We start from the raw sequence: 26,355 nt of genomic DNA, 5'->3' as shown, positions 1-26,355 counted from the left end.
GCCCTGGCAGTCTCTCAGCCTTCCAGCAGAACGCCGATCACCGCGAACCCGGCGATGGCCGCGGCGGTGACCAGCAGCGCGGTGGTCATCCGGGATTTGCCCCGTCGGGCCAGCCGTCCCACCGAGAGCACCAGGACGACCAGCACGACCGCACCGATCACCACCTGCCAGAACGGCAGGAGGAGGCCCAGTAGTGCCTCCTCGGCGAACACCCTGGTGCCCAGCCCGGACTCATCCATGTCTGACACTCTGGCACGTCGGGACAGCCCGCGTCCCGAGGCTGCGCCGGGTGCCGCCGCGTCCCGGTCGGTCGAACCAGTGATGAACCCTGATTTGCCTTCTCCGGGCCGTCCGCGTAACTTTCTCTCTGCACGGGGAACGCCGGACAAACCGGCGGAGAACGGGCACCGGGCTCGTGGCGGGAACGCCGAGCGAGACCGAGGATCGGGCGGTGCGGAACACTCCGGATACGGGGTTGCGAACGCGAAGCCGACCGGGTAGAGTTTTGAAGCCGGCAGGAGCCGGGCGGAGAGCCGCGAAGCGGCGATCGGCCGGTCTGCGGCTTCCCACGACAGTAACGACCGCCGGTCACGGCGTGCGTCATCGTGGATCCGGACGAACCAAGGTGATCGCCTCGGATACGAGGTTGACAACGAAAGTTCGACCAAGTAAGTTTGAGCGGTTGCCCCGAAACGGGGTTCCACTGAGGTGGGGCTTCTGGTCGGTGTGTGGTTGTTCTTTGAGAACTCAACAGGGTGCTTGTAAAGCCAGTGCCAATTATGATTTATACCCCGGACTGGTCAGTTTTTGCTGGCTGGTTGGGATTCCTTTGGCAACATTTGTTTGTTGCCGGGATAGCTGTTCAACTAATTTTTTGTTGGAGAGTTTGATCCTGGCTCAGGACGAACGCTGGCGGCGTGCTTAACACATGCAAGTCGAGCGGAAAGGCCCTTCGGGGTACTCGAGCGGCGAACGGGTGAGTAACACGTGAGCAACCTGCCCCAAGCTTTGGGATAACCCTCGGAAACGGGGGCTAATACCGAATAGGACTTCCGGCCGCATGGCTGGGGGTGGAAAGTTTTTCGGCTTGGGATGGGCTCGCGGCCTATCAGCTTGTTGGTGGGGTGATGGCCTACCAAGGCGACGACGGGTAGCCGGCCTGAGAGGGCGACCGGCCACACTGGGACTGAGACACGGCCCAGACTCCTACGGGAGGCAGCAGTGGGGAATATTGCACAATGGGCGGAAGCCTGATGCAGCGACGCCGCGTGAGGGATGACGGCCTTCGGGTTGTAAACCTCTTTCAGCAGGGACGAAGCGAGAGTGACGGTACCTGCAGAAGAAGCACCGGCCAACTACGTGCCAGCAGCCGCGGTAAGACGTAGGGTGCGAGCGTTGTCCGGATTTATTGGGCGTAAAGAGCTCGTAGGCGGCTTGTCGCGTCGACCGTGAAAACTTGGGGCTCAACCCCAAGCCTGCGGTCGATACGGGCAGGCTAGAGTTCGGTAGGGGAGACTGGAATTCCTGGTGTAGCGGTGAAATGCGCAGATATCAGGAGGAACACCGATGGCGAAGGCAGGTCTCTGGGCCGATACTGACGCTGAGGAGCGAAAGCGTGGGGAGCGAACAGGATTAGATACCCTGGTAGTCCACGCTGTAAACGTTGGGCGCTAGGTGTGGGGGACCTCTCCGGTTTCCTGTGCCGCAGCTAACGCATTAAGCGCCCCGCCTGGGGAGTACGGCCGCAAGGCTAAAACTCAAAGGAATTGACGGGGGCCCGCACAAGCGGCGGAGCATGCGGATTAATTCGATGCAACGCGAAGAACCTTACCTGGGTTTGACATGGCCGCAAAACTCACAGAGATGTGAGGTCCTTCGGGGGCGGTCACAGGTGGTGCATGGCTGTCGTCAGCTCGTGTCGTGAGATGTTGGGTTAAGTCCCGCAACGAGCGCAACCCTCGTTCGATGTTGCCAGCGCGTTATGGCGGGGACTCATCGAAGACTGCCGGGGTCAACTCGGAGGAAGGTGGGGATGACGTCAAGTCATCATGCCCCTTATGTCCAGGGCTTCACGCATGCTACAATGGCCGGTACAATGGGCTGCGATACCGCGAGGTGGAGCGAATCCCAAAAAGCCGGTCTCAGTTCGGATCGGGGTCTGCAACTCGACCCCGTGAAGTCGGAGTCGCTAGTAATCGCAGATCAGCAACGCTGCGGTGAATACGTTCCCGGGCCTTGTACACACCGCCCGTCACGTCACGAAAGTCGGCAACACCCGAAGCCGGTGGCCCAACCCCTTGTGGGAGGGAGCCGTCGAAGGTGGGGCTGGCGATTGGGACGAAGTCGTAACAAGGTAGCCGTACCGGAAGGTGCGGCTGGATCACCTCCTTTCTAAGGAGCACCTTCACCTGAAAGGGTGCAAGGAGCCCGCGGCCCACGGATGTTGGGTCGGGGTGCTCAGATGGCGGAGACACTGGCAAGTTTTTCCTCGGCAACGGCCGGGTTCCTTCTAGTACAGCTGCTTTCGGGTGGTGGGAACGAAGTCCCTGGTGCGGCTGAGAAGAAATGTGAGCACCCTGTTGGGTCCTGAAGGAACAACCATTGGTTGTTGTTTCAGAGACTTGGCCAGCCCCCCGGTGTGGGGGCTGGGAGTCTGCCAGGCATGGCCTGGCCCCACATACCGCTGGTCCTGAAGGGCTGGGTTTGGTGTGGGGCGGATCGGGTTGTGGGTTGGTCGTTTGTTGAGAATTGCACAGTGGACGCGAGCATCTTTGTGGTCAAGTTGTCAAGGGCGAACGGTGAATGCCTTGGCACCAGGAGCCGATGAAGGACGTGGGAGGCCGCGATAGGCCTGGGGGAGCTGTCAACCAAGCTGTGATCCCAGGGTGTCCGAATGGGGAAACCTGGCACCAGTCATGTGGTGTCACCCACACCTGAACACATAGGGTGTGTGGAGGGAACGCGGGGAAGTGAAACATCTCAGTACCCGTAGGAAGAGAAAACAATTTAGTGATTCCGTGAGTAGTGGCGAGCGAAAGCGGATCGAGGCTAAACCGGCTGCGTGTGATACCTGTCAGGGGTTGCGTGGTCGGGGTTGTGGGACCCTGCTGAACAAGCTGACACTTGTTCGAGAAGTTACAAAGTTAGTGGCTAGTCGAACAGTCTGGAATGGCTGACCGTAGACGGTGAAAGTCCGGTAGGTGAAAGTTGCTGACCTTCTGTGGGTGTTCCCGAGTAGCGGCGGACCCCTGAAATCTGCCGTGAATCTGCCAGGACCACCTGGTAAGCCTAAATACTTCCTGGTGACCGATAGCGGACAAGTACCGTGAGGGAATGGTGAAAAGTACCCCGGGAGGGGAGTGAAATAGTACCTGAAACCGTTCGCCTACAATCCGTCGGAGCCTTGCGGGGTGACGGCGTGCCTTTTGAAGAATGAGCCTGCGAGTTAGTGGCATGTGGCGAGGTTAACCCGTGTGGGGGAGCCGTAGCGAAAGCGAGTCTGAATAGGGCGATTCAGTCGCGTGTCCTAGACCCGAAGCGGAGTGATCTAGCCATGGGCAGGCTGAAGCGCGGGTAAGACCGCGTGGAGGGCCGAACCCACCAATGTTGAAAAATTGGGGGATGACCTGTGGTTAGGGGTGAAAGGCCAATCAAACTCCGTGATAGCTGGTTCTCCCCGAAATGCATTTAGGTGCAGCGTCGCGTGTTTCTTGCCGGAGGTAGAGCACTGGATGGTCTAGGGGGCCCACAAGCTTACCGAAATCAGCCAAACTCCGAATGCCGGTAAGTGAGAGCGCGGCAGTGAGACTGCGGGGGATAAGCTTCGTAGTCGAGAGGGAAACAGCCCAGATCACCAGCTAAGGCCCCTAAGCGTGTGCTAAGTGGAAAAGGATGTGGGGTCGCATAGACAACCAGGAGGTTGGCTTAGAAGCAGCCACCCTTTAAAGAGTGCGTAATAGCTCACTGGTCAAGTGGTTCCGCGCCGACAATGTAGCGGGGCTCAAGCACACCGCCGAAGCTGTGGCATTCACATTTTAACCTCGCTTGGACTTGATTCCTTGTGCAGGTGTGTGGATGGGTAGGGGAGCGTCGTGCCGCGAGTGAAGCAGCGGGGTGACCCAGTTGTGGACGCGGCACGAGTGAGAATGCAGGCATGAGTAGCGAAAGAAGGGTGAGAAACCCTTCCGCCGGATGACCAAGGGTTCCAGGGCCAGGCTAATCCGCCCTGGGTGAGTCGGGACCTAAGGCGAGGCCGAGAGGCGTAGTCGATGGACAACGGGTTGATATTCCCGTACCCGCGAAAGAGCGTCCCTGATGAACCTCGTTGTGCTAACCACCTGAACTGACTGATGTCTTCGGACGGATGTCGGGGAGGCTGGGAACCTGATGGGTAGTAGTCAAGCGATGGGGTGACGCAGGAAGGTAGCTGAGCCCGGCCGGTGGTTGTGCCGGGGTAAGCGTGTAGGCCGTGTTGTAGGCAAATCCGCAACACATTTAAGGCTGAGACGTGATGCCGAGCCGATTCAGGTGAAGTCAGTGATCCTATGCTGCCGAGAAAAGCCTCTAGCGAGTTCTTAGCGGCCCGTACCCCAAACCGACACAGGTGGTCAGGTAGAGAATACCGAGGCGATCGGGCGAACTGTGGTTAAGGAACTCGGCAAATTGCCCCCGTAACTTAGGGAGAAGGGGGGCCGGAGACGTGAAGCCCCGCGCGGGTGGAGCGTTGTATGGCCGCAGAGAGCAGGGGGAAGCGACTGTTTACTAAAAACACAGGTCCATGCGAAGAAGTAATTCGATGTATATGGACTGACGCCTGCCCGGTGCTGGAACGTTAAGGGGACCTGTTAGCTCTTCGGGGCGAAGCGGAGAACTTAAGCGCCAGTAAACGGCGGTGGTAACTATAACCATCCTAAGGTAGCGAAATTCCTTGTCGGGTAAGTTCCGACCTGCACGAATGGCGTAACGACTTCCCCACTGTCTCAACCACAGGCCCGGCGAAATTGCAGTACGAGTAAAGATGCTCGTTACGCGCGGCAGGACGGAAAGACCCCGGGACCTTTACTATAGCTTGACATTGGTACTCGAATTAGTTTGTGTAGGATAGGTGGGAGCCGGTGAAGTCCATACGCCAGTATGGGTGGAGGCAATCTTGAAATACCACTCTGGTTGATTTGGGTATCTAACTTCGGACCGTTATCCGGTTCAGGGACAGTGTCTGGTGGGTAGTTTAACTGGGGCGGTTGCCTCCTAAAAGGTAACGGAGGCGCCCAAAGGTTCCCTCAGCCTGGTTGGCAATCAGGTGTTGAGTGCAAGTACACAAGGGAGCTTGACTGTGAGACTGACAGGTCGAGCAGGGACGAAAGTCGGGACTAGTGATCCGGCACTTGCGAGTGGAAGCGGTGTCGCTCAACGGATAAAAGGTACCCCGGGGATAACAGGCTGATCTTCCCCAAGAGTCCATATCGACGGGATGGTTTGGCACCTCGATGTCGGCTCGTCGCATCCTGGGGCTGTAGCAGGTCCCAAGGGTTGGGCTGTTCGCCCATTAAAGCGGTACGCGAGCTGGGTTTAGAACGTCGTGAGACAGTTCGGTCCCTATCCGCCGTGCGCGTAGGATACTTGAGAAGGGCTGTCCCTAGTACGAGAGGACCGGGACGGACGAACCTCTGGTGTGCCAGTTGTCCTGCCAAGGGCACGGCTGGTTAGCTACGTTCGGAAGGGATAACCGCTGAAAGCATCTAAGCGGGAAGCCTGCTTCAAGATGAGGTATCCCACCCACCTTGGTGGGGTAAGGCCCCCAGCTAGACGACTGGGTTGATAGGCCGGAAATGTAAGCCCGGTAACGGGTTCAGTTGACCGGTACTAATAGGCCGAGGACTTGACTACTAAGCTGCTACGCGTCCACTGTGCAACTCTCGATAAACGAACAACAGACCACTGTGTTGGTGTTGTTTGACATGTCGATAGAGTTACGGCGGTCATGGCGGAGGGGAAACGCCCGGTTACATTCCGAACCCGGAAGCTAAGCCCTCCAGCGCCGATGGTACTGCACTCGTGAGGGTGTGGGAGAGTAGGACGCCGCCGGACAATCTTTCCAGAAAGGGTCACCCGTTATCGGGTGGCCCTTTCTGCGTTTCCCCAGGAAAACCCTGGTATCCGCGGCCACTCCATAGCCCGATATCAGGAAAACCGATCGGGCGGCCGGTGGGCCGCGTCAGCCCCGGGTCTGCATGCCGTTGCGGAGGTTACGCAGCAGGCCGCCGGCGTCGCCGACCGACCGTCCCGGGAACATCGCCATCACCACGCTGCCGTGGTCGGCCCAGCCGCAGACCGCGAAGTCGCCGCCCTCGCCGCTGGTGCTGCCGCACTTCATCACGCCGCCCAGGTCACCGGCGGGCACCTCGCGGAGGCCGCTCACCGCACCGGTCTCATCCGACATGAGGCGGAAGAGGCTGTCCAGGTCCCGTTCCGGCTGCCACAGCAGCGTGGTGCCGCCGAAGATGAGGACCGAGCGCTTGTCGTCGGCCGGGTCCCGGTAGACGGTGCCGAAGCTGCGGTCCAGTTCGATGTCTGCCGCCAGGCCGCTGCGCAGGTAGTCGGCGGTGCTCTTCGCCCGTTCACTGTCGTCGCGGGTCAGACCCGCCACCTGGTCGGGCGACGTCAGTTGGGTGTCCTTCTGCTGTGCGATCCGCCACCCACCGACACCCAGCACCCCGGCGCCGGCGAGGCCGACCACCAGGGCGGCAGTCCAAGCGATCTTGCGCCGGCGGGACCAGCCGCCCGACGGCTCGTCCGGGTCGCCACCGGAGTCGCGGGTGCTCAGCTGGATCGGTTCTTCGGTCAGCTCGACCGGCTCGCGACCGCCGTCGAGCGAACGCTCGGTGAGATGTGCGTCGGACATAGCCGACACCGTACGCGAACCACAGGTGGCGCACGTCAGGTCTGCGGAAGCCCTCCGTAGACTTGTCAGGTGACCGAGAGACTGGATGCCCACCGCCCCGCAGCCCCGACCCTTGCCGGCCAGTACCAGCCCGGCGAGGTAGAGCAGCGACGGTACGAGCAGTGGGTAGCCGACGGGCACTTCCGGGCGTCCGCCGACAGCGACAAGCCCCCCTTCACGATCGTCATCCCGCCGCCGAACGTCACCGGCTCGCTGCACATGGGCCACGCGTTCGAGCACACGCTGATGGACGCCTTGACCCGGCGTAAGCGGATGCAGGGCTTCGAGGCGCTGTGGCTGCCCGGCATGGACCACGCTGGCATCGCCACCCAGAACCTGGTGGAGCGCCAGCTCGCCGCCGAGGGCCTGTCCCGGCACGACCTCGGCCGGGAAAAGTTCGTCGAGCGGGTCTGGCAGTGGAAGGCCGAGTCCGGTGGGGCGATCCTCGGGCAGATGCGGCGTCTCGGCGACTCCGTCGACTGGGACCGTGAGCGCTTCACCATGGACGAGGGGCTGACCCGCGCCGTCCAGACGATCTTCAAGAAGCTCTTCGACGAGGGGCTCATCTACCGGGCCAACCGGATCATCAACTGGTGCCCACGCTGCCTCACCGCCCTCTCCGACATCGAGGTCGAGCACACCGACGACGACGGTGAGCTGATCTCGATCCGCTACAGCGACGAGGTCGTGGTGGCCACCACCCGGGCCGAGACGATGCTGGGCGACACCGCCGTGGCGGTGCACCCGGACGACGAGCGCTACCAGCACCTGATCGGCACCGAGGTCGAGCTGCCGCTCACCGGCCGTCGCATCCCGATCGTCGCCGACGCGCACGTCGACCCGTCGTTCGGCACCGGCATGGTCAAGGTGACCCCGGCACACGACCCCAACGACTTCGAGATCGGCCAGCGCCACGACCTGCCCGCGCTCACCGTGATGGACGAGCGTGGGGTGATCACCGTGCCCGGCCCGTTCGAAGGGCTGGACCGGTTCGAGGCGCGGCCCGCGATCGTGGCCGCACTGCGCGAGCAGGGCCGGATCGTGGCCGAGAAGCGGCCGTACGTGCACGCGGTCGGGCACTGCTCACGGTGCAAGACGACAGTCGAGCCGCGGCTGTCGTTGCAGTGGTTCGTCAACACCGCCCCGCTGGCCCAGGCCGCCGGTGACGCGGTGCGCGACGGTCGGGTGCGCATCGAGCCGGCCGAGCTGTCCAAGCGCTACTTCGCCTGGGTCGACAACATGCACGACTGGTGCATCTCCCGCCAGCTCTGGTGGGGGCACCGGATCCCGGTCTGGTACGGCCCGCAGGGCGAGATCGTCTGCGTCGGCCCGGACGAGCAGCCGCCGACCGGCGACGGCTGGCGGCAGGACGAGGACGTCCTGGACACCTGGTTCTCCAGCGCGCTCTGGCCGTTCTCCACTCTCGGCTGGCCGGAGCAGACCCCGGACCTGGCCAAGTTCTACCCGACCAGCGTCCTGGTCACCGGCTACGACATCCTCTTCTTCTGGGTCGCCCGGATGATGATGTTCGGCCTGTACGCGATGGACGGCAAGCAGCCGTTCGACGTGGTGGCCCTGCACGGCATGGTCCGCGACGAGCACGGCAAGAAGATGTCCAAGTCGTTCGGCAACGTCGTCGACCCGTTGGACTGGATCGACCGGTTCGGGGCCGACGCCACCCGGTTCACTCTGGCTCGTGGCGCCAACCCCGGGCAGGACGTCCCGGTCAGCGAGGAGTGGTGCCAGGGCTCGCGCAACTTCTGCAACAAGCTCTGGAACGCCACCCGCTTCGCCCTGATGAACGGTGCGCACACCACTGGCGACCTGCCGCCCGCCGAGCAGCTCTCCACCGTCGACCGGTGGATCCTGTCCCGGCTGGCGCACGTCACCGCCGAGGTCGACGAGCAGTTCGAGGCGTACGAGTTCGCCAAGGTGTGTGACCTGCTCTACCACTTCGCCTGGGACGACGTCTGCGACTGGTACGTCGAGCTGAGCAAGCCGGTGCTCGGTGAGGGCGGTGAGCGGGCCGAGGCGAGCCGCCGGGTGCTCGGGCACGTGCTGGACCAGCTGCTGCGGCTGCTGCACCCGGTCATCCCGTTCGTCACCGAGGAGCTGTGGCTCGCGCTGACCGGCGGCGAGACGGTGCAGAACGCCGCCTGGCCGGTGGCCGACCGTGCGCTGATCGACGACGCCGCCGAGGCCGAGCTGATCAGTGTGCAGCGGGTGGTCACCGAGATCCGCCGGTTCCGTTCCGACCAGGGGCTGCGCCCGACGCAGCGGGTGGCCGCCCGGCTGGACGGGCTGACCGGGGCGGGCATCGCCGCCCACGAGCCGCTGATCCGTTCGCTGGTCCGGCTGGACCCGGCCGGGGACGACTTCCAGGCCAGCGCCACGCTGGCCATGCCCGGGGCGGTCGGTGTCGCGTTGGACACCCGGGGGTCGATCGACCTGGCTGCCGAGCGGGCCCGGTTGACGAAGGACCGCGCCGCCGCCGAGAAGGAGGTCGCGCAGGCCCGGGCGAAGCTCGACAACCCCGCCTTCATCGGCAAGGCCCCCGAGCCGGTGGTCGCGAAGATCCGCGACCGGCTCGCCACCGCCGAGGCCGACCTGGTCCGGATCGACGCTGCTCTGGAGACACTTTCCTCGTGACCGACCGTACCGAATTCGCCGCTGTCGAGGCCGAGCTGAACGCTCGCGGCTTCACCCGCATGGTCTTCGAGTTGGACCGGATCGAGTCACTGCTCGACCTGCTCGGCAGCCCTCAGCGGGCCTACCCGGCGATCCACCTGACCGGCACCAACGGCAAGACCTCCACCGCGCGGATGATCGACTCGCTGTTGCGGGCGCACGGGCTGCACACCGGGCGGTACACCAGCCCGCACCTGGAGACCGTCCGGGAGCGGATCAGCCTGGACGGTGAGCCGGTCAGCGAGGAGCGGTTCACGTCGGTGTACCGGGAGATCAAGCCACTGGCCGAGCTGATCGACGCGCGGTCCGACGAGCCGTTGACGTACTTCGACATGACCACCGCGCTGGCGTTCGCCACGTTCGCCGACGCGCCGGTCGACATCGCGGTGGTCGAGGTGGGCCTCGGCGGTGCCGAGGACGCCACCAACGTCATCCAGGCGGGGGTCTGCGTGATCACCCCGATCGGCCTGGACCACACCGAGTGGCTCGGCGACACCATTCAGGACATCGCGCTGGCCAAGGCCGGCATCATCCACCCGGGCGCCACCGTCATCGCGGCAGCGCAGGACGAGGAGGCGGCAGGCCCCCTCCTCGATCGGTGCGCCGAGGTCGGGGCCACCATCGCGCGGGAGGGCGGCGAGTTCGGCGTACTGAGCCGGGCGGTCGCCGTCGGCGGCCAGGTGCTCAGCCTCCAGGGCCTGGGCGGCGTCTACGACGACGTGTTCATTCCGCTGCACGGGGCCCACCAGGCACAGAACGCCGCTGTGGCGCTCGCCGCCGTGGAGGCGTTCCTGGGCGCCGGGAGTCGTCGGCAGCTCGACGTCGAGACGGTCCGGGAGGGCTTCTCCTCGACCAGCTCCCCGGGTCGGCTGGAGCGGGTGCGCAACGCCCCGACCATCCTGCTCGACGGTGCGCACAACCCGCACGGCATGGCCGCCACCGTCACCGCGCTCCAGGAGGAGTTCGCGTTCAGCAAGTTGGTGGCGGTCGTCGGCGTCCTCGCCGACAAGGACGCGGAAGGGCTGTTGGAGCTGCTGGAGCCGGTAATCGACCAGCTGGTGGTCACCCGCAACAGCTCGCCACGGGCGATGCCCACAGACGACCTCGCCGCGCTGGCCGCCGAGATCTTCGGTGAGGAGCGGGTGTCGACGGCCGAGGAGATGCCGGACGCGATCGAGCTGGCGGTGGCGCTGGCCGAGGAGGACGTCCCCGGTGAGCTCAGCGGGGTCGGGGTGCTGGTCACCGGTTCGGTGGTGACGGTCGCCGACGCCCGCCGGCTGCTGAAGCGATGACCGGCCCGGAGCGGGACCCGCACGTCACCGACGACCCCACCGACCATGCCCCGGCCGGCTCGCCGGCTGATCAGGCCGCGGCCGGCGTCCCGTCGGGTCAGGCCATGCCCGGCTCGCCGGCCGATCGACCCGAGGACGGGCCCGACGCCGGGCAGCCACGACGCTCCGGGTTGCGCAACCCGGAGGCGGCGGTACGCGGCCTGGGTGCGGGAACCCTCGGGTTGGAGGCGCTGGTGCTGTTGCTGGCGATCCAGCCGGTCCGGGTGGTCGGCGGTGACCTGAGCGGCGCCGCGATCGGTGTCGTGGTGGCACTGGCGGTGGCTGCCATCGTGCTCGCCGGCATGATGCGCCGCCCGTGGGCGTGGAATGCCGGCACCGTGCTCCAGGGACTGCTGATGCTGGGCGGTCTGCTGCACTGGTCGCTGCTCGGACTGGGCATCATCTTCGCCCTGGTCTGGGCGTACGCGCTGCACGTCCGCCGGGTCATCCTGGGCTGACGGCCGACCGTCGGCCGTCAGCCCGAGGCGCGACGGGACGGGTCAGGCGTCGGCGCGTTCACGCCACTGGGTGAGGGCGATGCCGTGGCCGTCCGGGTCACGGAACGCCGCCGCCCACACCTCCAGCTTCGTGCCGCGGTTGACCACCCGGGGCGCGTACGTGAAGCGGACGCCCGACCCGCGTAGCCGCTCGTACGCCGCTTCGATGTCGTTCACCTCGAGGTTGACGTGCACCAGTCGGCGGCTGATCGGCGCCGCCCCGGTCACCTCGCGCAGGACGAGCCGGGTCGTGCCGGAGGCGAGGATGGCGTTGTGGGCGCCCTGGTCAACCTCGGTGAAGCCGAGCACGTCGCGGTAGAAGCCGAGCGAGCGGGACAGGTCGGTCACCAGCAGGGTGAGACCCACCCCGCTGATCGGCGCGGTCGGATCCGCGGCCGCGTCCGAGGCGAACCCGAAGATCGCCTGGTCCAACTCCTCGTCGGTGACCGTCTCGCGGCCCGCCCCGGCCGGGGTGGGGTCGTCCAGCGGGAGGTCGAGGGGGTCCAGTGGGTCGGTCGCGCCCGGCCCGGAGCGCTGCGCGGGCGGCGGGTCGGCGCGTTGCGCCCTGGACGGGTCGACGGGGTCAGCGGGGGATGGGGTCGCCCGGTCGTCCTCCGACAGGTCGAACCGGTCGGCGTCGGGCTCGTCGAAGCGCTCCTCAACGGGTGAGCGTGGCGCCGGGGTGGCCCGTCGGGGCAGCCCACCACTGGCCTGCTGCTCGACGAGGACGCCCTCCAACACCACCGGGCCGCCCGGGCTCTGGTGCATCACCACCGGCTCGCGCTCCTCGGGCACGACGCCCGGGTCGTCGCGCAGCGGATCGTCGTGCAGGGGGTCGGTGCGCAGGTGATCGCTGCGTACCGGGTCGGGGCCGAGCGGGTCGCGGAACGGGTCGCCGAGCGGGTCGCGGAGGTCGTCCCGGAAATCGTCGTCCGGCCCACGGTCGGCCCACGGCGGGGCGTCCTGCTGGATCAACACCTCGTCCACCACGTCGACGTCGGCGAACTCCGGCGGGAGGTCGGCGACGGCGGCGGCCGTCTCGGCGTGGGTCGGCACCTCGTCCCAGAGGACCTTGACGTGCCGCTGGTCGTCGAGCGCGACCCGGATCGGCAGGGTCTGGCCCAGCGACGGCCACTTCGAGACCGGCACCCGTGGTTCGATGATCTTCTTGGATCGCGGTGGCAGGCCGGGCGCGTCGAGCACCAGTTGGAGCTCGCAGCGGCCGAACGCGTACTGGGTGGGTGGTTCGGAGGCGCTGTGCACGTGCCCGACGCCGACCACCCAGGTGCGCCCGCCGCCGCGCACGGTCGCCAGCGCGATCGCCAGCACCAGCAGGGCGACGCCGAGGGCCACGATGGCCCAACTGGTCATGCCCAGCCCGAAGAGGACGACGAACGTGGCCACGGTGCCCAGCACCGTGCCGATCAGTTTGCGTACCGGCGCGATGGGCCGGCTCCCGCCATTCGCCACAGTGGACCTCCCGGGGGTCAGGGCCAGGCTAGGCCGGATCGGCCACCGGGGGAAAGACCGGCCGCCGCGCCGGCGCCGGGACCGGGTCGCTACGCTGACCGTACCGATCTCGAGCGTTCAACGCGTACAGGAGGAACCCAGCGTGTCCAGCAACAGCCCGGATGAGCGCAGCCTCGTTCTGATCAAGCCCGACGCGGTCCGCCGCGGCCTGGTCGGCGAGGTTCTCTCCCGCTTCGAGCGCAAGGGGCTGCGGATCGACGCGATGGCGCACCGGACGATGGACGCGGCGCTCGCCGACGAGCACTACGCCGAGCACGTCGACAAGGCGTTCTACCCGCCGCTGAAGGACTTCATGACCGGCGGTCCGCTGGTCGCCCTGGTGCTCTCCGGCGACCAGGTCATCGACGTGGTCCGCGGTCTGGTCGGCGCCACCGACGGGCGCAAGGCCGCCGCCGGCACTATCCGGGGTGACCTGTCGCTGTCCAACCGGGAGAACCTGGTGCACGCCTCCGACTCGACGGACAGCGCCAAGCGCGAGATCGCGCTCTGGTTCCCCGAGCTCGGCTGACCAGGGGTCGTCGACACGGGGCTGGCGGGCGGCGGGGTCAGTCGACCGACGGCAGCTTCGCCGGGTTACCCACCACGTAGACCCCGGTGATCCGGCCGTCGGCCGCCGTGACGGTCAACGTGTAGCGGCTGCCGTCCGCGCGGACGAGCAGGGCGCCGGGTTCGCCGTTCAACTCCAGCCGACGCAGGGTCCAGCTCCGGCTTCCCGGACCGTAGATCCCGGCGAAGAAGCGGGCGATCCGGTCCGCCCCGGTGACCGGGTTGCGGGCGGCCCGCGCCCGGCCGCCGCCGTCGTTCCACGCCGTGGCGTCCTTGGCGACCAGCCCGGTCAGCGTCGCCAGGTCACCGTCGCGGGCGGCGGCGAGGAACGCGTCCAGCAACCGCTCCCGCTCCGAGCGGGTGGCGGTGAACCGTCGCTGCTCCTGGCGTACCCGGGCGGCCGCCCGGTGGTGCAGCTGCCGACAGTCCTCGGGGGTCCGGTCCAGGATCTCGGCGATCTCGGCGTACGGCAGGTCGAACGCGGTGTGCAGGACGTAGACCGCCCGCTCCGGCGGGGTGAGGCGCTCCAGCACGTGCAGCAGGGCGGTGGACAGCGAGTCGCGCAGCTCCGCGCGGTCCAACGGCCCGAACGGCGAGGGCTCGGTGGGCACCGGCTCGGGCAGCCACGGCCCGACGTACGTCTCCCGGGTCGCCTGCCTGGCCCGCAGCCGGTCCAGGGCCAGCCGGGTGACGACCCGGGACAGGTAGCGGCGCGGCTCGGCCACCGTCGAGCGGTCCACACCCAGCCACCGCAGGTATGCCTCCTGGAGCACGTCCTCGGCGTCGTGCCGGCTGCCGAGCAGGCGGTACGCCAGCCCGAGCAGCATCGGCCGGTGCGCCTGGAGCGCACCGGCCGCCTGCGCCGCCTCGGTGGTCACACCTGCGCCGGGGGCTCCGTGCGAGTGGTGATCGCCAGTCGGTTCCACACGTTGATTGTGGCAATAGCGAGTACCAGGTCGGCAAGCTCCTTCTCCGACCACACCTTCGCGGCGGCGTCCCAGACGTCGTCCGGTACGCCGTGGTCGCCGAGGCGGGTCACCGCGTCGGTGAGCGCCAGCGCGGCCCGCTCCCGCTCATCGAAGAAGGGCGCCTCCCGCCAGGCGGCCACCGCGAAGAGCCGACGGCTCGACTCGCCGGCGCCGAGCGCGTCCCGGCTGTGCATGTCGACGCAGTAGGAACAGCCGTTCAGTATCGACGCGCGCAGCTTCACCAGCTCCAGGACGGTGCTGTCGACGTTCGACTGGACGTACTTCTCCAGGCCCAGCACGGCCCGGTATCCCTGCGGCATGACCTCGGCGGTGTTCATCCGTTGCATGACTGACTACCTCCCTGATCGGTTCCGACACCGTGACGACGGACCGACCGGGGCCAACCGTGACAGCTCCGGCTGTGATCCGGGTCATGCGGGTGGCGCCGGGTGGCTCAGCCGCGCGGCCACCGCCCGCAGCCCGCCCAGGGCGGGGAACCGGCGCATCCCCTGGAACTCGTTGTACCGAAGCGAACGCACCGGCGAAGTTCGCGTGAGCGCCCCACCCGCGTCAAGCGCCGGTGCGTTCGCGCGTTTACTCGGCGGCGGGGTGGCGGCTGAGTCTTGTATCGTTGAGCGCTGTAAGGCGATGACCCGGCCATCACCGGTGAGCCTCCGGAAGAACAGTCGGGCAACCGACCCAGTAGAACCGGACGGGTGCGGCCCGTCACAGCCGGCAATGAGCGGGCGGTCGATCCTGACCGCCAAGCGGGGTGGTACCGCGGACCACCCGGGAGCGCCGTTCGAGGCGTACCCCGGACGGTTCGTCCTCGCAGACCCACGTTGAGTGAGCTGCATGAGGAGAGCGACCCCCGATGGCCTATCCGTTGCACGACCCGACCGCCGCCGGTGTCCCGGCGAGCCCGGACCTGCCCGCGGTCGAGCGCCGGGTCCTGGAGCACTGGACGGCCGACAAGACCTTCGAGGCCAGCGTCGAGGCCCGCCCGGCCGGCGACGACGGTAAGAACGAGTACGTCTTCTACGACGGCCCGCCGTTCGCCAACGGCCTGCCGCACTACGGCCACCTGTTCACCGGGTACGTCAAGGACGTGGTGCCGCGCTACCAGACCATGCGCGGGCGGCACGTCGAGCGGCGCTTCGGCTGGGACTGCCACGGCCTGCCCGCCGAGGTGGTGGCCGAGAAGCAGCTCGGCATCACCAGCAAGGCGGAGATCATCGACCTGGGCGTGGCCCGGTTCAACGACGCCTGTCGTGCCTCGGTGCTGGAGTTCACCCAGGACTGGGAGCGGTACATCAACCGGCAGGCCCGCTGGGTCGACTTCGCCAACGACTACAAGACCCTCGACCTGGACTACATGGAAAGCGTCATGTGGGCCTTCAAGACCCTGCACGACAAGGGTCTGATCTACGAGGGTTTCCGGGTGCTGGCGTACTGCTGGCGCTGCGAGACGCCGCTGTCGAACACCGAGACCCGGATGGACGACGTCTACCGGGACCGGCACGACCCCACGCTGTCGGTGTGGTTCGGGCTGACCGCCGACGAGTCCGCGCCGGAGCTGCTGCGCGGGCCGGTCAAGCTGGGCGTCTGGACGACCACGCCGTGGACCCTGCCGTCGAACCTGGCGCTCGCCGTCGGCCCGGACATCGAGTACGCGGTGCTGGAACGCGACGGGGAGCGGTTCGTGGTCGGCGCGGCGCGGCTGGCCGCGTACGCCAAGGAGCTGGACGGTTTCGAGCAGGTCGGCACGGTGTACGGCCGTGACCTGGTCGGACGCCGCTACACGCCGCTGTTCGACTTCCTCGTCGAGCAGGCCGGGGAGAACGCCTACCAGGTGCTCGGCGCGGAGTTCGTCACCACCGAGGACGGCACCGGGATCGTGCACCTCGCCCCGGCCTTCGGTGAGGACGACCAGAACGTCTGCAACGCCGCCGGCATCCCGACCATCGTCACGGTGGACGACCACACCCGGTTCACGGCGCTGGTCCCGCCGTACCAGGGTGAGCAGGTCTTCGACGTCAACAAGCCGGTGATCCGGGAGCTGAAGGAGCGGGGGGTGGTGCTCAAGCAGGACACCTACACCCACTCGTACCCGCACTGCTGGCGCTGCGACACCCCGCTGGTCTACAAGGCGGTGTCGTCGTGGTTCGTCGCCGTGACGCAGTTCCGGGACCGGATGGTCGAGCTGAACCAGGAGATCAACTGGACGCCCGGCCACATCAAGGACGGCTCGTTCGGCAAGTGGCTGGCCAACGCCCGGGACTGGTCGATCAGCCGGAACCGGTTCTGGGGTTCGCCGATCCCGGCGTGGAAGTCCGACGACCCGAACTACCCCCGGCTCGACGTCTACGGCTCGCTCGCCGACATCGAGCGTGACTTCGGCGTACGCCTCACCGACCTGCACCGGCCGGCGGTGGACGACCTGGTCCGCCCGAACCCGGACGACCCGACCGGTCAGTCGATGATGCGCCGGGTGCCGGAGGTGCTGGACTGCTGGTTCGAGTCCGGTTCGATGCCGTTCGCCCAGGTGCACTACCCGTTCGAGAACGCGGACTGGTTCGAGCACCACTACCCGGGTGACTTCATCGTCGAGTACATCGGGCAGACCCGCGGCTGGTTCTACACGATGCACGTGCTGGCCACCGCGCTGTTCGACAGGCCAGCGTTCCGCAACTGCCTGAGCCACGGCATCCTGCTCGGCTCGGACGGGCGCAAGATGTCCAAGAGCCTGCGCAACTACCCGGACGTCTACCACGTCTTCGACGCGTACGGCTCGGACGCGATGCGGTGGATGCTGATGTCCTCGCCGGTGCTGCGCGGCGGTGACATGGCGGTCACCGAGGCGGGCATCCGTGACGCCGTCCGGCAGGTGCTGCTGCCGCTGTGGAACGTCTGGTACTTCTTCACGCTCTACGCCAACGCCGACGGGCACCAGGCGCGTCGACGTACCGACTCGACGCACCTGCTAGACCGGTACGTGCTGGCGAAGACGAACGAGCTGGTGGCCACCGTTGGCGCGCAGATGGACGCGTACGACATCTCCGGCGCCTGCGCCACCGTTCGGTCCTACCTGGACGCGCTGACCAACTGGTACGTGCGCCGCTCCCGGGACCGGTTCTGGTCCGGGGACGCCGACGCGTTCGACACGCTCTGGACCGTGCTGGAGACGCTCTGCCGGGTGGTGGCGCCGCTCGCGCCGTTGACCGCGGAGGAGATCTGGCGTGGCCTGACCGGGGAGCGGTCGGTGCACCTGACCGACTGGCCGGAGGCGACCGAGTTCCCGGCCGACCACGACCTGGTCGCCGCGATGGACGCCACCCGGGCGGTCGCCTCGGCGGCGCTGTCGCTGCGCAAGGCCAAGGGTCTGCGGGTGCGGCTGCCGCTGTCGAAGCTGACAGTGGCCTCGCCGGCGGCGGAGCAGTTGCGGCCGTTCGCCGACCTGGTCACCGACGAGGTCAACGTGAAGGCCGTGGAGTTCAGCGCGGAGCTGTCCGCGTACTGCGAGCAGGTGTTGACCGTGGTGCCCCGGGCGCTCGGCCCGCGGGTCGGCAAGCAGGTGCAGCAGGTGATCAAGGCGGTCAAGGCGGGGGACTGGGAGCTGGTCGACGGCGCCCCGGTGGCTGCCGGCGTCACCCTCGCCGAGGGTGAGTACGAGCTGCGCCTGGTCGCCGCCGACGCCGAACACTCGGCGCCACTGCCCGGCGGCGAGGGCGTGGTGGTGCTGGACACCGACGTGACCCCGGAGTTGGCCGCCGAGGGGCTGGCCCGCGACGTGGTGCGGGTGGTGCAGCAGGCCCGCCGTGACGCCGACCTGGACGTCTCCGACCGGATCGTGGTGTCGGTGTCGGCGTCCGACGAGGTGCGTGCGGCAGTGGCGGCGTACGTCGACTTCGTCTCCCGGGAGGTGCTGGCCGACTCGGTGGACTTCGCCGAGGGCATCGACGGCTTCGCCGGTGAGGTCGGCGACGGCGAGCGGGTGACGGTCACCGTCCGCCGTTCGTAGCCGCGGTACGGACGCCTCCACACCTCCGTCGGCGGAGTGTGGAGGCGTCCGCTACCGTGACACCGCCTGTTCGCACCTCATCTGCCGGAGGACCAGTGCCCCTGCTCTACACCATCGGCAAGCTCACCGTGGCGCCGACGCTGCGGTTGGCGTTCCGCCCGACCGTGGAGGGGCTGGAACACGTGCCGGCGACCGGCGGCGCGGTCTTCGCCGGCAACCACCTCTCCGTGGCCGACGAGCTGTTCCTCGGCACGGTCGTGCCCCGCCACCTCGCGTTCTGGGCCAAGTCGGAGTATTTCAAGGGCGCCGGTGTGAAGGGTGCGATCTCCAAGTTCGTGCTCACCGGTCTGGGCGCCATTCCGGTCGAGCGGGCCGGCGGTCGGGCCGCGCTGTCCGCGTTCGACGCGGCGATCCCGGCGCTCAAGGGCGGTGACCTGGTGGTGGTCTACCCGGAGGGCACCCGCTCGCCGGACGGCAAGCTCTACCGAGGGCGGACCGGGGCGGCCCGACTGGCGATCTCCGCCGGCGTGCCGATCATCCCGGTCGGCATGATCGGCACGGACAAGGCGCAGCCGATCGGTGCCCGGGTGCCGCGTCCCGGCACCGCCAAGATCACCGTCCGGTTCGGCAAGCCGCTGGACTTCACCGGCCGACCGGACGACCGCACCTCGCTGCGGCAGATGACGGATGAGCTGATGGGCGAGATCCAGAAGCTCACCGGCCAGGAGTACGTGCCCCGCTACGCCCCGCCGCGCGCCCACCCGGACCCGACCCGCGAAGCCTGACCCGCACCCGCCCGGCCCACCCTCGGCCCACCCCCGGTTGATCAAGAAGTTTGCGTCATTCGCGGGACTGATTCTGACCGAAACCTCTTGATCAACCTGGGTGGGTCGGCACTCAGCCCCGCTCGGGTTGGACGATCTGGGCGCGCAGTGTGTTCAGCAGGGTGGCGCTGTCACCGACGGAGAGCCGGGTGAACACTCCGGTGGCGATGCTGCCGTAGTCGACAGAGGTGCAGACCACCACGTCGCTGCCGTCCGCCCGGCCGACCGCGCAACGCTCGTGCCGGCCGCGTACGCCGGTGTCCACCGTCTCCGGGGCGTTCAGCGCGTAGCGGTCGGTGAGTCGGCTGATCTCCGCCTCCGCGTCCGACTCCGGGCTCAGCCGGAAGCCGGTGCCGCCGAAGACCGTCACCCGCTTGCCGCTGTTCGTGGAGTAGACGCCGGCGAACGTGTCCTCGGCCAGCCAGTGCTCCTGGCGGACCTCGTTCTCCAACTGCTTGGCGGTTTCCGCGCTGCGGCTGTCCTGACGCAGGCTGAGGTCCTCGATCTGGACGGGCAGTGCCGCGCGGGCCGGGTACTGGGCCGAGATCGGGAACCCGTAGTAGGCGGGGCACCCGCAGCAGCAGGCCAGGGTGAGCAGCAGCAGCCACGGCCAGCGGCGACGTCGACGGACCGGCACCGGAACGTACCCCTTGGGGGCCTGCCAGTCCGGTGGTGGCGCCGGTGGTGGCGGGTCGGACCGCCGGCCGCGGCGCTGCTTCGGCGGTCGGGCCGGCGTCGGGGAAGGTGCGGGCGGCGACATTGGCCGACTCGGCATCGTGGGCCTCGCGGCCTGTGGAGGCACCGGGACGGCCTGCGGCGGCAGCGGGTGCGGGCCGACCGGGGGAGCGGGCGGACCCGACCACTGCCGGGTCGACGGCGGCGACGGGTAGGGCAACGTCGGAGGCAGCGGGGGCAGCTCGGCGGACGGCAGGTCCCAGCCGCCGGTGTCCACGCCGGCCCACGGGTCGACCGGGGTCTGGTGCTCCGGCGGCCCGACGGGCACGGCCTGCGGCGGCGTCGGCTCGGCCGACTCGCCCCAGGCGGGTCGGCGCGGCGACGGAGGCGGCACCGGGGCCGAGCCGCTCCACCGGGGCGCCGGAACGTCGGCGGTGGCGGTCGACTCGGGCTGGCCCGATGGCTCGGGTTGGTCCGCAGCTGTGGGCTGCGCCGAGGGCTCAGGCTGGTCCGATGGTACGGGTGGGGAGGTCGGCTCGTCGGCGGCCGCCGGATCCCGGTCCGGCTCCGCGCCCGGGGTGTTCCCGTCGGCCGGCCCTGCTCCCGTCTGGGGCTCGGGCATCGCGGCAATCTCCTCTCGCGCCGGTCCGAGGTTAGTACCGCGTCGCCACCGTCGGACGGGCGCGTACCCTTGGCCATCATGAGTGCCCCGTCCACGACGCCGCGCGCGGCCGCGACCAATTCGGTCTGGTCCCAGCTCGAGCCACTGCTGCCCCAGGTCTCCAAGCCCATCCAGTACGTCGGGGGCGAGCTGGGTGCGGTGACCAAGGACTGGGATGCCGCAGCCGTGCGCTGGGCGTTGATGTATCCCGACGCGTACGAGGTGGGCCTGCCCAACCAGGGCGTGCAGATCCTCTACGAGGTGCTGAACGAGCTGCCCGACACCCTCGCCGAGCGGACGTACGCGGTCTGGCCGGACCTGGAGAACCTGATGCGCACGCACGGCGTGCCGCAGTTCACGGTCGACGCGCACCGGGCGGTACGCGGCTTCGACGTGTTCGGCATCTCCTTCTCCACCGAGCTGGGTTACACCAACATGCTCACCGCGATCGACCTGGCCGGCATCCCGATGCTGGCCGCCGACCGCACCGACGCCGACCCGGTGATCGTGGCCGGCGGGCACGCCGCGTTCAACCCGGAGCCGATCGCCGACTTCATCGACGCCGCAGTGCTCGGCGACGGCGAGGAGGCGGTCCTGGAGATCACCGCGATCGTCCGGGAGTGGAAGGCCGAGGGCTCCCCGGGCGGCCGCGACGAGCTGCTGCTGCGGCTGGCCCGCACCGAGAGCGTCTACGTGCCGCGCTTCTACGACGTCGACTACCTCCCGGACGGGCGCATCCAGCGGGTCGTGCCGAACCGGGCGGACGTGCCGTTCCGGGTGCACAAGCGCACGACGATGGACCTGGACGCCTGGCCGTACCCGAAGAAGCCCCTCGTGCCACTGGCCGAGACGGTGCACGAGCGGTACGCGGTGGAGATCTTCCGGGGTTGCACCCGGGGCTGCCGGTTCTGCCAGGCGGGCATGATCACCCGTCCGGTCCGGGAACGGTCGATCACCACGGTCGGGCAGATGGTCCGCGACGGCCTGGAGTTCTCCGGCTTCAACGAGGTGGGCCTGCTGTCGCTCTCCTCGGCCGACCACTCCGAGATCGGCGACATGTGCTCGGGCCTCGCCCAGCAGTACGAGGGCACCAACGTGTCGCTGTCGCTGCCGTCGACCCGGGTGGACGCCTTCAACATCGACCTCGCCCAGGAGTTGTCCCGCAACGGGCGGCGGACCGGCCTGACCTTCGCCCCGGAGGGCGGGTCGGAGCGAATCCGCAAGGTCATCAACAAGATGGTGACGAAGGAAGATCTGATCCGCACCGTCGTCACCGCGTACACCAACGGCTGGCGGCAGGTGAAGCTCTACTTCATGTGCGGCCTGCCCACCGAGACCGACGAGGACGTCCTCGAGATCGCGGAGATGGCCCACGAGGTGATCAGGGCCGGTCGGGCCGCCACCGGTTCCAAGGACATCCGGTGCACCGTCTCGATCGGCGGGTTCGTGCCGAAGCCACACACCCCGTTCCAGTGGGCCTCGATGGAGCGTCCGGAGGTCATCGACCACCGGCTCAAGATCCTCAAGCAGGCCATCAACTCGGACCGGTCGCTCGGCCGCGCCATCGGCTACCGCTACCACGACGGCGAGCCGTCGCTGATCGAGGGACTGCTCTCCCGGGGTGACCGCCGGGTCGGCTCGGTGATCCGCAAGGTCTGGGAGGGCGGCGGCCGGTTCGACGGATGGAGCGAGCACTTCTCGTACCAGCGCTGGGTCGACGCGGCTGCCGAGACGCTGCCCGCGTTCGGCGTGGACCTCGACTGGTACACCACCCGGCAGCGCGAGGAGCTGGAGGTCCTGCCCTGGGACCACCTGGACTCGGGCCTGGACAAGGACTGGCTCTGGCAGGACTGGCAGGACTCGGTCAGCGGGTTCGAGCAGGACGACTGCCGGTGGACGCCCTGCTTCGACTGCGGCGTCTGCCCGTCGATGGACACCGAGATCCAGATCGGCCCGACCGGTAAGAAGCTGCTGCCGCTGACCCCGCTGGGCGGCAACGGTATGAACGTGCCGGCAGCCGGCCACTCACACTGAGGCGCCTCCGGGGCAGCGCCGGGCGGCGTTGACCCACTACTCTCCACTTCCGACATCACCCAACGGGTCCGCTCCTCGCGGACCCGTTGGTGTTGGTCGGGCTTCCTGACGGCCCCCGCACACGACATCGACAACTGTCGGTTCGTTCGGACGGCGACCAGGGCTGCCCCGACGTGGTCAGACTTCGATACGCTGCGTCTGACATGGACCGACCCCGAGGGTCGGAAACGGGGGAGGAACCGCATGGGGAGCTTGCCGCCGCCGAACACCGGCGATCTGCACGTCAGCGTCGAGGACCTGGACGCCGCCGCCGCGTACGTCGAACGGCTGAAGCAGTATGTCGAGGACACTCTCAGCTACGAGATGGAGCGCATCAAGGAGCGGATGAAGGGCGACAGCAACAACGCCCAGGCCGTTCCGAACGGCACGCCCTTCGGCGCGTTCGAGGACGCCCGCCTCCAGTGGCGGACGCTGGAGACCTCCACGACCAACATGGAGCTGCACCTCAAGACGCTCTCCCAGAAGCTCGCCGCGCTGAAGCAGGGCACAGAGGACATCGCCAAGGCGTTCCGCGACGCCGAGGCGCGCAACGGCGCCAACGGCAAGGAGATCGAGCGGCTGCTGGAGTCGGCGGCTCCGCCGCCCCCTGCCGGCGGCACGCCCACCTACCCGCACACGGCCTGAGGGGGACGTCATGGCTGGAGGAACCTGGGAGCGGTGCGTCCGCGAGGTGACGCTCTCCGCGGACCCGGAAACGGTCGGCTCGGTCGGGATGGGGTGGAGCAACCTCTCCGCCGGCCTGGGCCATCTGCGGGACGCGCTCGTCGGTCGGTCGTTCGTCGGCCCGATCGCGACGGGTCAGGAGCGCCCGCACGTGGGTGGTCTGCCCGGCATGCTCGCCGGCTGGAAGGGCAGCGGCGGTGACGCGTACCGCGAGCACCTCGGCAAGATCGGCAAGCAGATCGAGGATCTGATCACCGACGCGAGCAACGTCAGTGGCGCGTTGACGCGGATCGAGGGCGACATCCGCAAGGTGGTGGCCACGATCCCGATCCCGTTGGGGGACGACTTCGGGTGGAACGAGTGGAGCCTGCCCAACGGCACCGAGCTCGATGACGCCCGCGACGGCGAGAGCTCGTCGGGCTTCCTCGCCGCGCTGCGCGCGGACTACCAGAGCAACCCCGCGTCGTACGCCGACGGGGCGTTCCGCGACAAGGCCGACGACCTCGAAGCGACGATGAAGGTCGACGGCCAGGCCGGTGACCAGAAGCGGGGCGGCTTCTGGGACACCAAGGCCCATCTGGACAACTGGTACCGGGACAATCAGCAGGCGGCGAACACGGCGATGTCACCGCTGCCCCCGGCGGTGTACACCGAGCGTCCAAAGCTGGTGGTCGGCGATCCAGGACGCTCTTTCGACGACTACCGACCCGACGATCGGGTGCCCCCGAAGGGGCTGCCTGAGACCGGCGGCATTGGCGGCGGTGGTGGCGGTGGTGGTGGCGGCGGTGGCCCGTCCATCGGCAGCAGGCCGCCCGGCATCAGCGACATCAACGGGGGCCCCACGTCCACGGTGGCCCCGTTCAACCCGACGACGACCGGTGGCCCCGGTGGCGGCCCCTCGTTCGAAGGACCCGGCCCATTCGCACCGCCGACCACCGGTTCCGGCTACCCGGACGGCGACGGCGGCTACAGCACCGGCCTGGCCGGCGCCGCGCCCACCACCATTGGTGGCGTGGGTGGTGGCCTCGGCAGCACCGGGGTCGGCAGCGCCGGTCTCGGTGGAGCCGGCGGTGGTTTCGGTGGCGGCGTCGGCGCGGGCGGCGGGCTCGGGTCCGGCGGTGGTCTGGGTGCCGCCAGCGGGATCGGTGTCGGCGGTATCCCCGGCATGGTGGGTGGCGGCAACGGAAAGATTCCGCCGGTGACGAGCGCGGCCAACGCCCTGCGTACCGCCGCTGGCGCGGGTGCCGGTGGTGCCGGCATGCCGGGCGGCGCGCGTGGCGGCACCGGGATGGGCGGCGCCGGGATGATGGGCGGCGGCATGATGGGCGGCGCGGGCGGTGCCGGGCACGGCGGTGGCACCGGCTCCGAACACTCGTCGTGGTTGACTGAGGATGACGATCCGTGGGGCCCTGGTGACGGGGCGTCCCCGGGCGTCCTTCGATGAGGACGGACGGATGAGGGTGAATGCTGCAGCGCTCCGGCCGGTGACTGCCTCCCTGCTGGCGGGTCTCCTGGTGCTGGGAGCCGCCCAACCGGCGGCCGCCGCGCCTCGGCGGGCCGAGCAGTGGTATCTGGATGAGCTCCGGATCGCGCAGGCGCACAAGCTGTCCACCGGGCAGGGCGTGATCGTGGCCGTGGTCGACAGCGGCGTCGACGCGAATCACCCGGATCTCAAGGGCCAGGTGCTGGCCGGTGGCCGCAGCGACGGCGGCAGCGGAGATGGGCGGGCCGACGCGCAGGGGCACGGCACGCACATGGCCGGCATCATCGCGGCGACGAACGCCAGCCCCGACGGCGTGGACGGCATCGCCCCCGGCGCGAAGATCCTGCCCATCAGACTGGACGCCTCTGCGGATGACGCGCCGTACGACGAAGTGACGGTCAGCCGCGGCATCCGGATGGCCGTCGACGGTGGCGCCAAGGTGATCAACGTGTCACTGGGCAAGCCGTCGGCCGTCACCCCCGAAGAGGTCAGCGCCATCCAGTACGCCCTGGAGCGCGATGTCGTCGTGGTGGTCGCCGCCGGTAACACCGCCAAGGGCAGCGTCAAGGTCGAGGCTCCCGCCAGTGTCCCCGGCGTGATCGCCGTGACCGGGACGACCCGGGGCGGCAGCTTCTGGTCCGGCTCGGTCCAGGGCCCCGAGGCGGTGGTCGCCGCACCCGGCGATGACATCTACAACGCCGGCCGCAACAAGGGCTACGGCTGGGGTGACGGCACCTCCGACTCCACGGCGATCGTCTCCGGTGTGGCCGCGTTGATCCGATCGAAGTACCCGAACCTCGACGCCGCCAATGTGATCAACCGGATCATCCGGACCGCCCGGGACGCCGGCCCTGCCGGCCGGGATCCGCAGTACGGGTTCGGCCTGATCGACCCGGTGACCGCGCTGAGCGCGAACGTGCCGCCGGTCAGCGCCAATCCGCTGCTCGACCCGGCCGCCGCGGCCAACCCGGCACCCACTCGGACAGCGGACGCGGCCGAGGAGTTCGACGTCACCCAGCACGGCGACCGCGGTGGCCCCACCGACCAGCAGGTCATGGTGGTCGTCATCGGCATCGCCGTGGTGCTGGTGCTGCTGCTGGGGTTGGCGGTGTTCCTGATCTGGAACCGACGTCGGTACCGCCGTGAGGCGGCCCTGGCGGCCGACCTGCCGGACGACCTGCTCGACCAGGCGGCCACCGACGGGTACGCCCCACCGGGTGCTGGTTACGCCCCGCCACCCGGTTACCCCGCACCCCCGGGCTACGCCCCACCGTCCGGGTACGCCCCACCGTCTGGCTACGCCCCACCGTCCGGGTACGCGCCGCAGCCGCCGGGCTACGGCCCGCCCGGCGGGGGGCCGTCGGCTCCACCGGGGCGCGACAACCGGTCCTGATCGCCAATGGCCGGCCGGGTGACCTGCGTGTCACCGGCCGG

16 protein-coding genes and 3 rRNA genes are annotated in these 26,355 nt (G+C 68.3%); 13 read left to right on the top strand and 6 right to left on the bottom strand.

What is annotated here, in order from left to right; genetic code table 11:
• Positions 1 to 14: 14 nt before the first annotated feature.
• The gene (locus GA0070619_RS21630; RefSeq protein WP_088949748.1) at positions 15 to 239 is read right to left on the bottom strand and encodes a hypothetical protein; all 225 of its coding nucleotides are present in this window, start codon (positions 237 to 239) and stop codon (positions 15 to 17) included.
• Positions 240 to 874: 635 nt separating this feature from the next.
• On the opposite strand from GA0070619_RS21630, the gene GA0070619_RS21625 reads away from it, so the two are divergent.
• The 3 genes from GA0070619_RS21625 to rrf all read left to right on the top strand — a co-directional run bounded on the left by GA0070619_RS21625 (position 875) and on the right by rrf (position 6,087).
• A 16S ribosomal RNA gene (locus tag GA0070619_RS21625) occupies positions 875 to 2,391 on the top strand.
• A 384-nt stretch (positions 2,392 to 2,775) separates the two neighbouring features.
• A 23S ribosomal RNA gene (locus tag GA0070619_RS21620) occupies positions 2,776 to 5,886 on the top strand.
• Between the two features lie 84 nt (positions 5,887 to 5,970).
• Positions 5,971 to 6,087 (top strand): 5S ribosomal RNA (gene rrf / locus GA0070619_RS21615).
• Together the 16S, 23S and 5S rRNA genes form the textbook arrangement of a ribosomal RNA operon.
• A gap of 127 nt (positions 6,088 to 6,214) precedes the next feature.
• Here rrf and GA0070619_RS21610 read toward each other — a convergent pair.
• Positions 6,215 to 6,901 (bottom strand): hypothetical protein, encoded by a 687-nt coding sequence (locus GA0070619_RS21610; protein ID WP_088949747.1) that lies wholly within the window; start codon positions 6,899 to 6,901, stop codon positions 6,215 to 6,217.
• A 69-nt stretch (positions 6,902 to 6,970) separates the two neighbouring features.
• Here GA0070619_RS21610 and GA0070619_RS21605 point away from each other — a divergent pair, with 69 nt between their 5' ends.
• From GA0070619_RS21605 to GA0070619_RS21595, 3 genes are all read left to right on the top strand, one after another.
• Positions 6,971 to 9,589 (top strand): valine--tRNA ligase, encoded by a 2,619-nt coding sequence (locus GA0070619_RS21605; protein WP_088949746.1) that lies wholly within the window; start codon positions 6,971 to 6,973, stop codon positions 9,587 to 9,589.
• Positions 9,586 to 10,920 (top strand): bifunctional folylpolyglutamate synthase/dihydrofolate synthase, encoded by a 1,335-nt coding sequence (locus GA0070619_RS21600; protein WP_088949745.1) that lies wholly within the window; start codon positions 9,586 to 9,588, stop codon positions 10,918 to 10,920. The genes GA0070619_RS21605 and GA0070619_RS21600 overlap by 4 nt, the downstream gene beginning before the upstream one ends.
• Before the next feature lie 104 nt (positions 10,921 to 11,024).
• Positions 11,025 to 11,417 (top strand): DUF4233 domain-containing protein, encoded by a 393-nt coding sequence (locus GA0070619_RS21595; protein ID WP_088951959.1) that lies wholly within the window; start codon positions 11,025 to 11,027, stop codon positions 11,415 to 11,417.
• A gap of 42 nt (positions 11,418 to 11,459) precedes the next feature.
• Here the strand turns inward: GA0070619_RS21595 and GA0070619_RS21590 are convergent, their stop codons facing one another.
• Positions 11,460 to 12,926, bottom strand: coding sequence for a VOC family protein (locus GA0070619_RS21590; RefSeq protein WP_088949744.1), 1,467 nt, complete (start codon positions 12,924 to 12,926; stop codon positions 11,460 to 11,462).
• A 142-nt stretch (positions 12,927 to 13,068) separates the two neighbouring features.
• Here GA0070619_RS21590 and ndk point away from each other — a divergent pair, with 142 nt between their 5' ends.
• Positions 13,069 to 13,494, top strand: a complete 426-nt coding sequence (gene ndk / locus GA0070619_RS21585; protein WP_088949743.1) for a nucleoside-diphosphate kinase — start codon at positions 13,069 to 13,071, stop codon at positions 13,492 to 13,494.
• Positions 13,495 to 13,531: 37 nt separating this feature from the next.
• On the opposite strand, the gene sigJ is transcribed toward ndk, so the two are convergent.
• Both sigJ and GA0070619_RS21575 read right to left on the bottom strand, forming a co-directional pair.
• Positions 13,532 to 14,410: an RNA polymerase sigma factor SigJ gene (sigJ, locus tag GA0070619_RS21580; protein ID WP_088949742.1), complete on the bottom strand. Its 879-nt coding sequence runs from the start codon at positions 14,408 to 14,410 to the stop codon at positions 13,532 to 13,534.
• Entirely contained in the window at positions 14,407 to 14,847 is a 441-nt protein-coding gene (locus tag GA0070619_RS21575) for a carboxymuconolactone decarboxylase family protein (protein ID WP_088949741.1), read from the bottom strand. Before GA0070619_RS21575 ends, sigJ begins: the two co-directional genes overlap by 4 nt.
• A gap of 527 nt (positions 14,848 to 15,374) precedes the next feature.
• Between GA0070619_RS21575 and ileS the strand changes: the two genes are divergently transcribed.
• Positions 15,375 to 18,521: an isoleucine--tRNA ligase gene (gene ileS / locus GA0070619_RS21570; protein WP_088949740.1), complete on the top strand. Its 3,147-nt coding sequence runs from the start codon at positions 15,375 to 15,377 to the stop codon at positions 18,519 to 18,521.
• Positions 18,522 to 18,616: 95 nt separating this feature from the next.
• Positions 18,617 to 19,306 (top strand): lysophospholipid acyltransferase family protein, encoded by a 690-nt coding sequence (locus tag GA0070619_RS21565; RefSeq protein ID WP_088949739.1) that lies wholly within the window; start codon positions 18,617 to 18,619, stop codon positions 19,304 to 19,306.
• Between the two features lie 112 nt (positions 19,307 to 19,418).
• Here GA0070619_RS21565 and GA0070619_RS33575 read toward each other — a convergent pair whose 3' ends face one another.
• Positions 19,419 to 20,642, bottom strand: a complete 1,224-nt coding sequence (locus tag GA0070619_RS33575; RefSeq protein WP_231927128.1) for a hypothetical protein — start codon at positions 20,640 to 20,642, stop codon at positions 19,419 to 19,421.
• Positions 20,643 to 20,720: 78 nt separating this feature from the next.
• On the opposite strand from GA0070619_RS33575, the gene GA0070619_RS21555 reads away from it, so the two are divergent.
• The 4 genes from GA0070619_RS21555 to mycP all read left to right on the top strand — a co-directional run bounded on the left by GA0070619_RS21555 (position 20,721) and on the right by mycP (position 26,314).
• Positions 20,721 to 22,715, top strand: a complete 1,995-nt coding sequence (locus GA0070619_RS21555) for a TIGR03960 family B12-binding radical SAM protein (RefSeq protein ID WP_088949738.1) — start codon at positions 20,721 to 20,723, stop codon at positions 22,713 to 22,715.
• 243 nt (positions 22,716 to 22,958) lie between these two features.
• Complete coding sequence (locus GA0070619_RS21550; protein WP_088949737.1) at positions 22,959 to 23,399, top strand: hypothetical protein; 441 nt, start codon at positions 22,959 to 22,961, stop codon at positions 23,397 to 23,399.
• Between the two features lie 10 nt (positions 23,400 to 23,409).
• Positions 23,410 to 24,882 (top strand): hypothetical protein, encoded by a 1,473-nt coding sequence (locus tag GA0070619_RS21545; RefSeq protein WP_088949736.1) that lies wholly within the window; start codon positions 23,410 to 23,412, stop codon positions 24,880 to 24,882.
• Positions 24,883 to 24,892: 10 nt separating this feature from the next.
• A complete protein-coding gene (gene mycP / locus GA0070619_RS21540) occupies positions 24,893 to 26,314 on the top strand; it encodes a type VII secretion-associated serine protease mycosin (protein ID WP_088951957.1) in 1,422 nt (473 codons plus the stop codon).
• The last annotated feature ends 41 nt before the right edge of the window (positions 26,315 to 26,355 follow it).

The sequence above is a fragment of the Micromonospora zamorensis genome, assembly GCF_900090275.1.
In the GTDB taxonomy this organism is placed as follows: Bacteria; Actinomycetota; Actinomycetes; order Mycobacteriales; family Micromonosporaceae; genus Micromonospora; species Micromonospora zamorensis.
The sequence above is the reverse complement of the archived record's forward strand: the minus strand, read 5'-3'. Positions and strand labels throughout refer to the sequence as shown.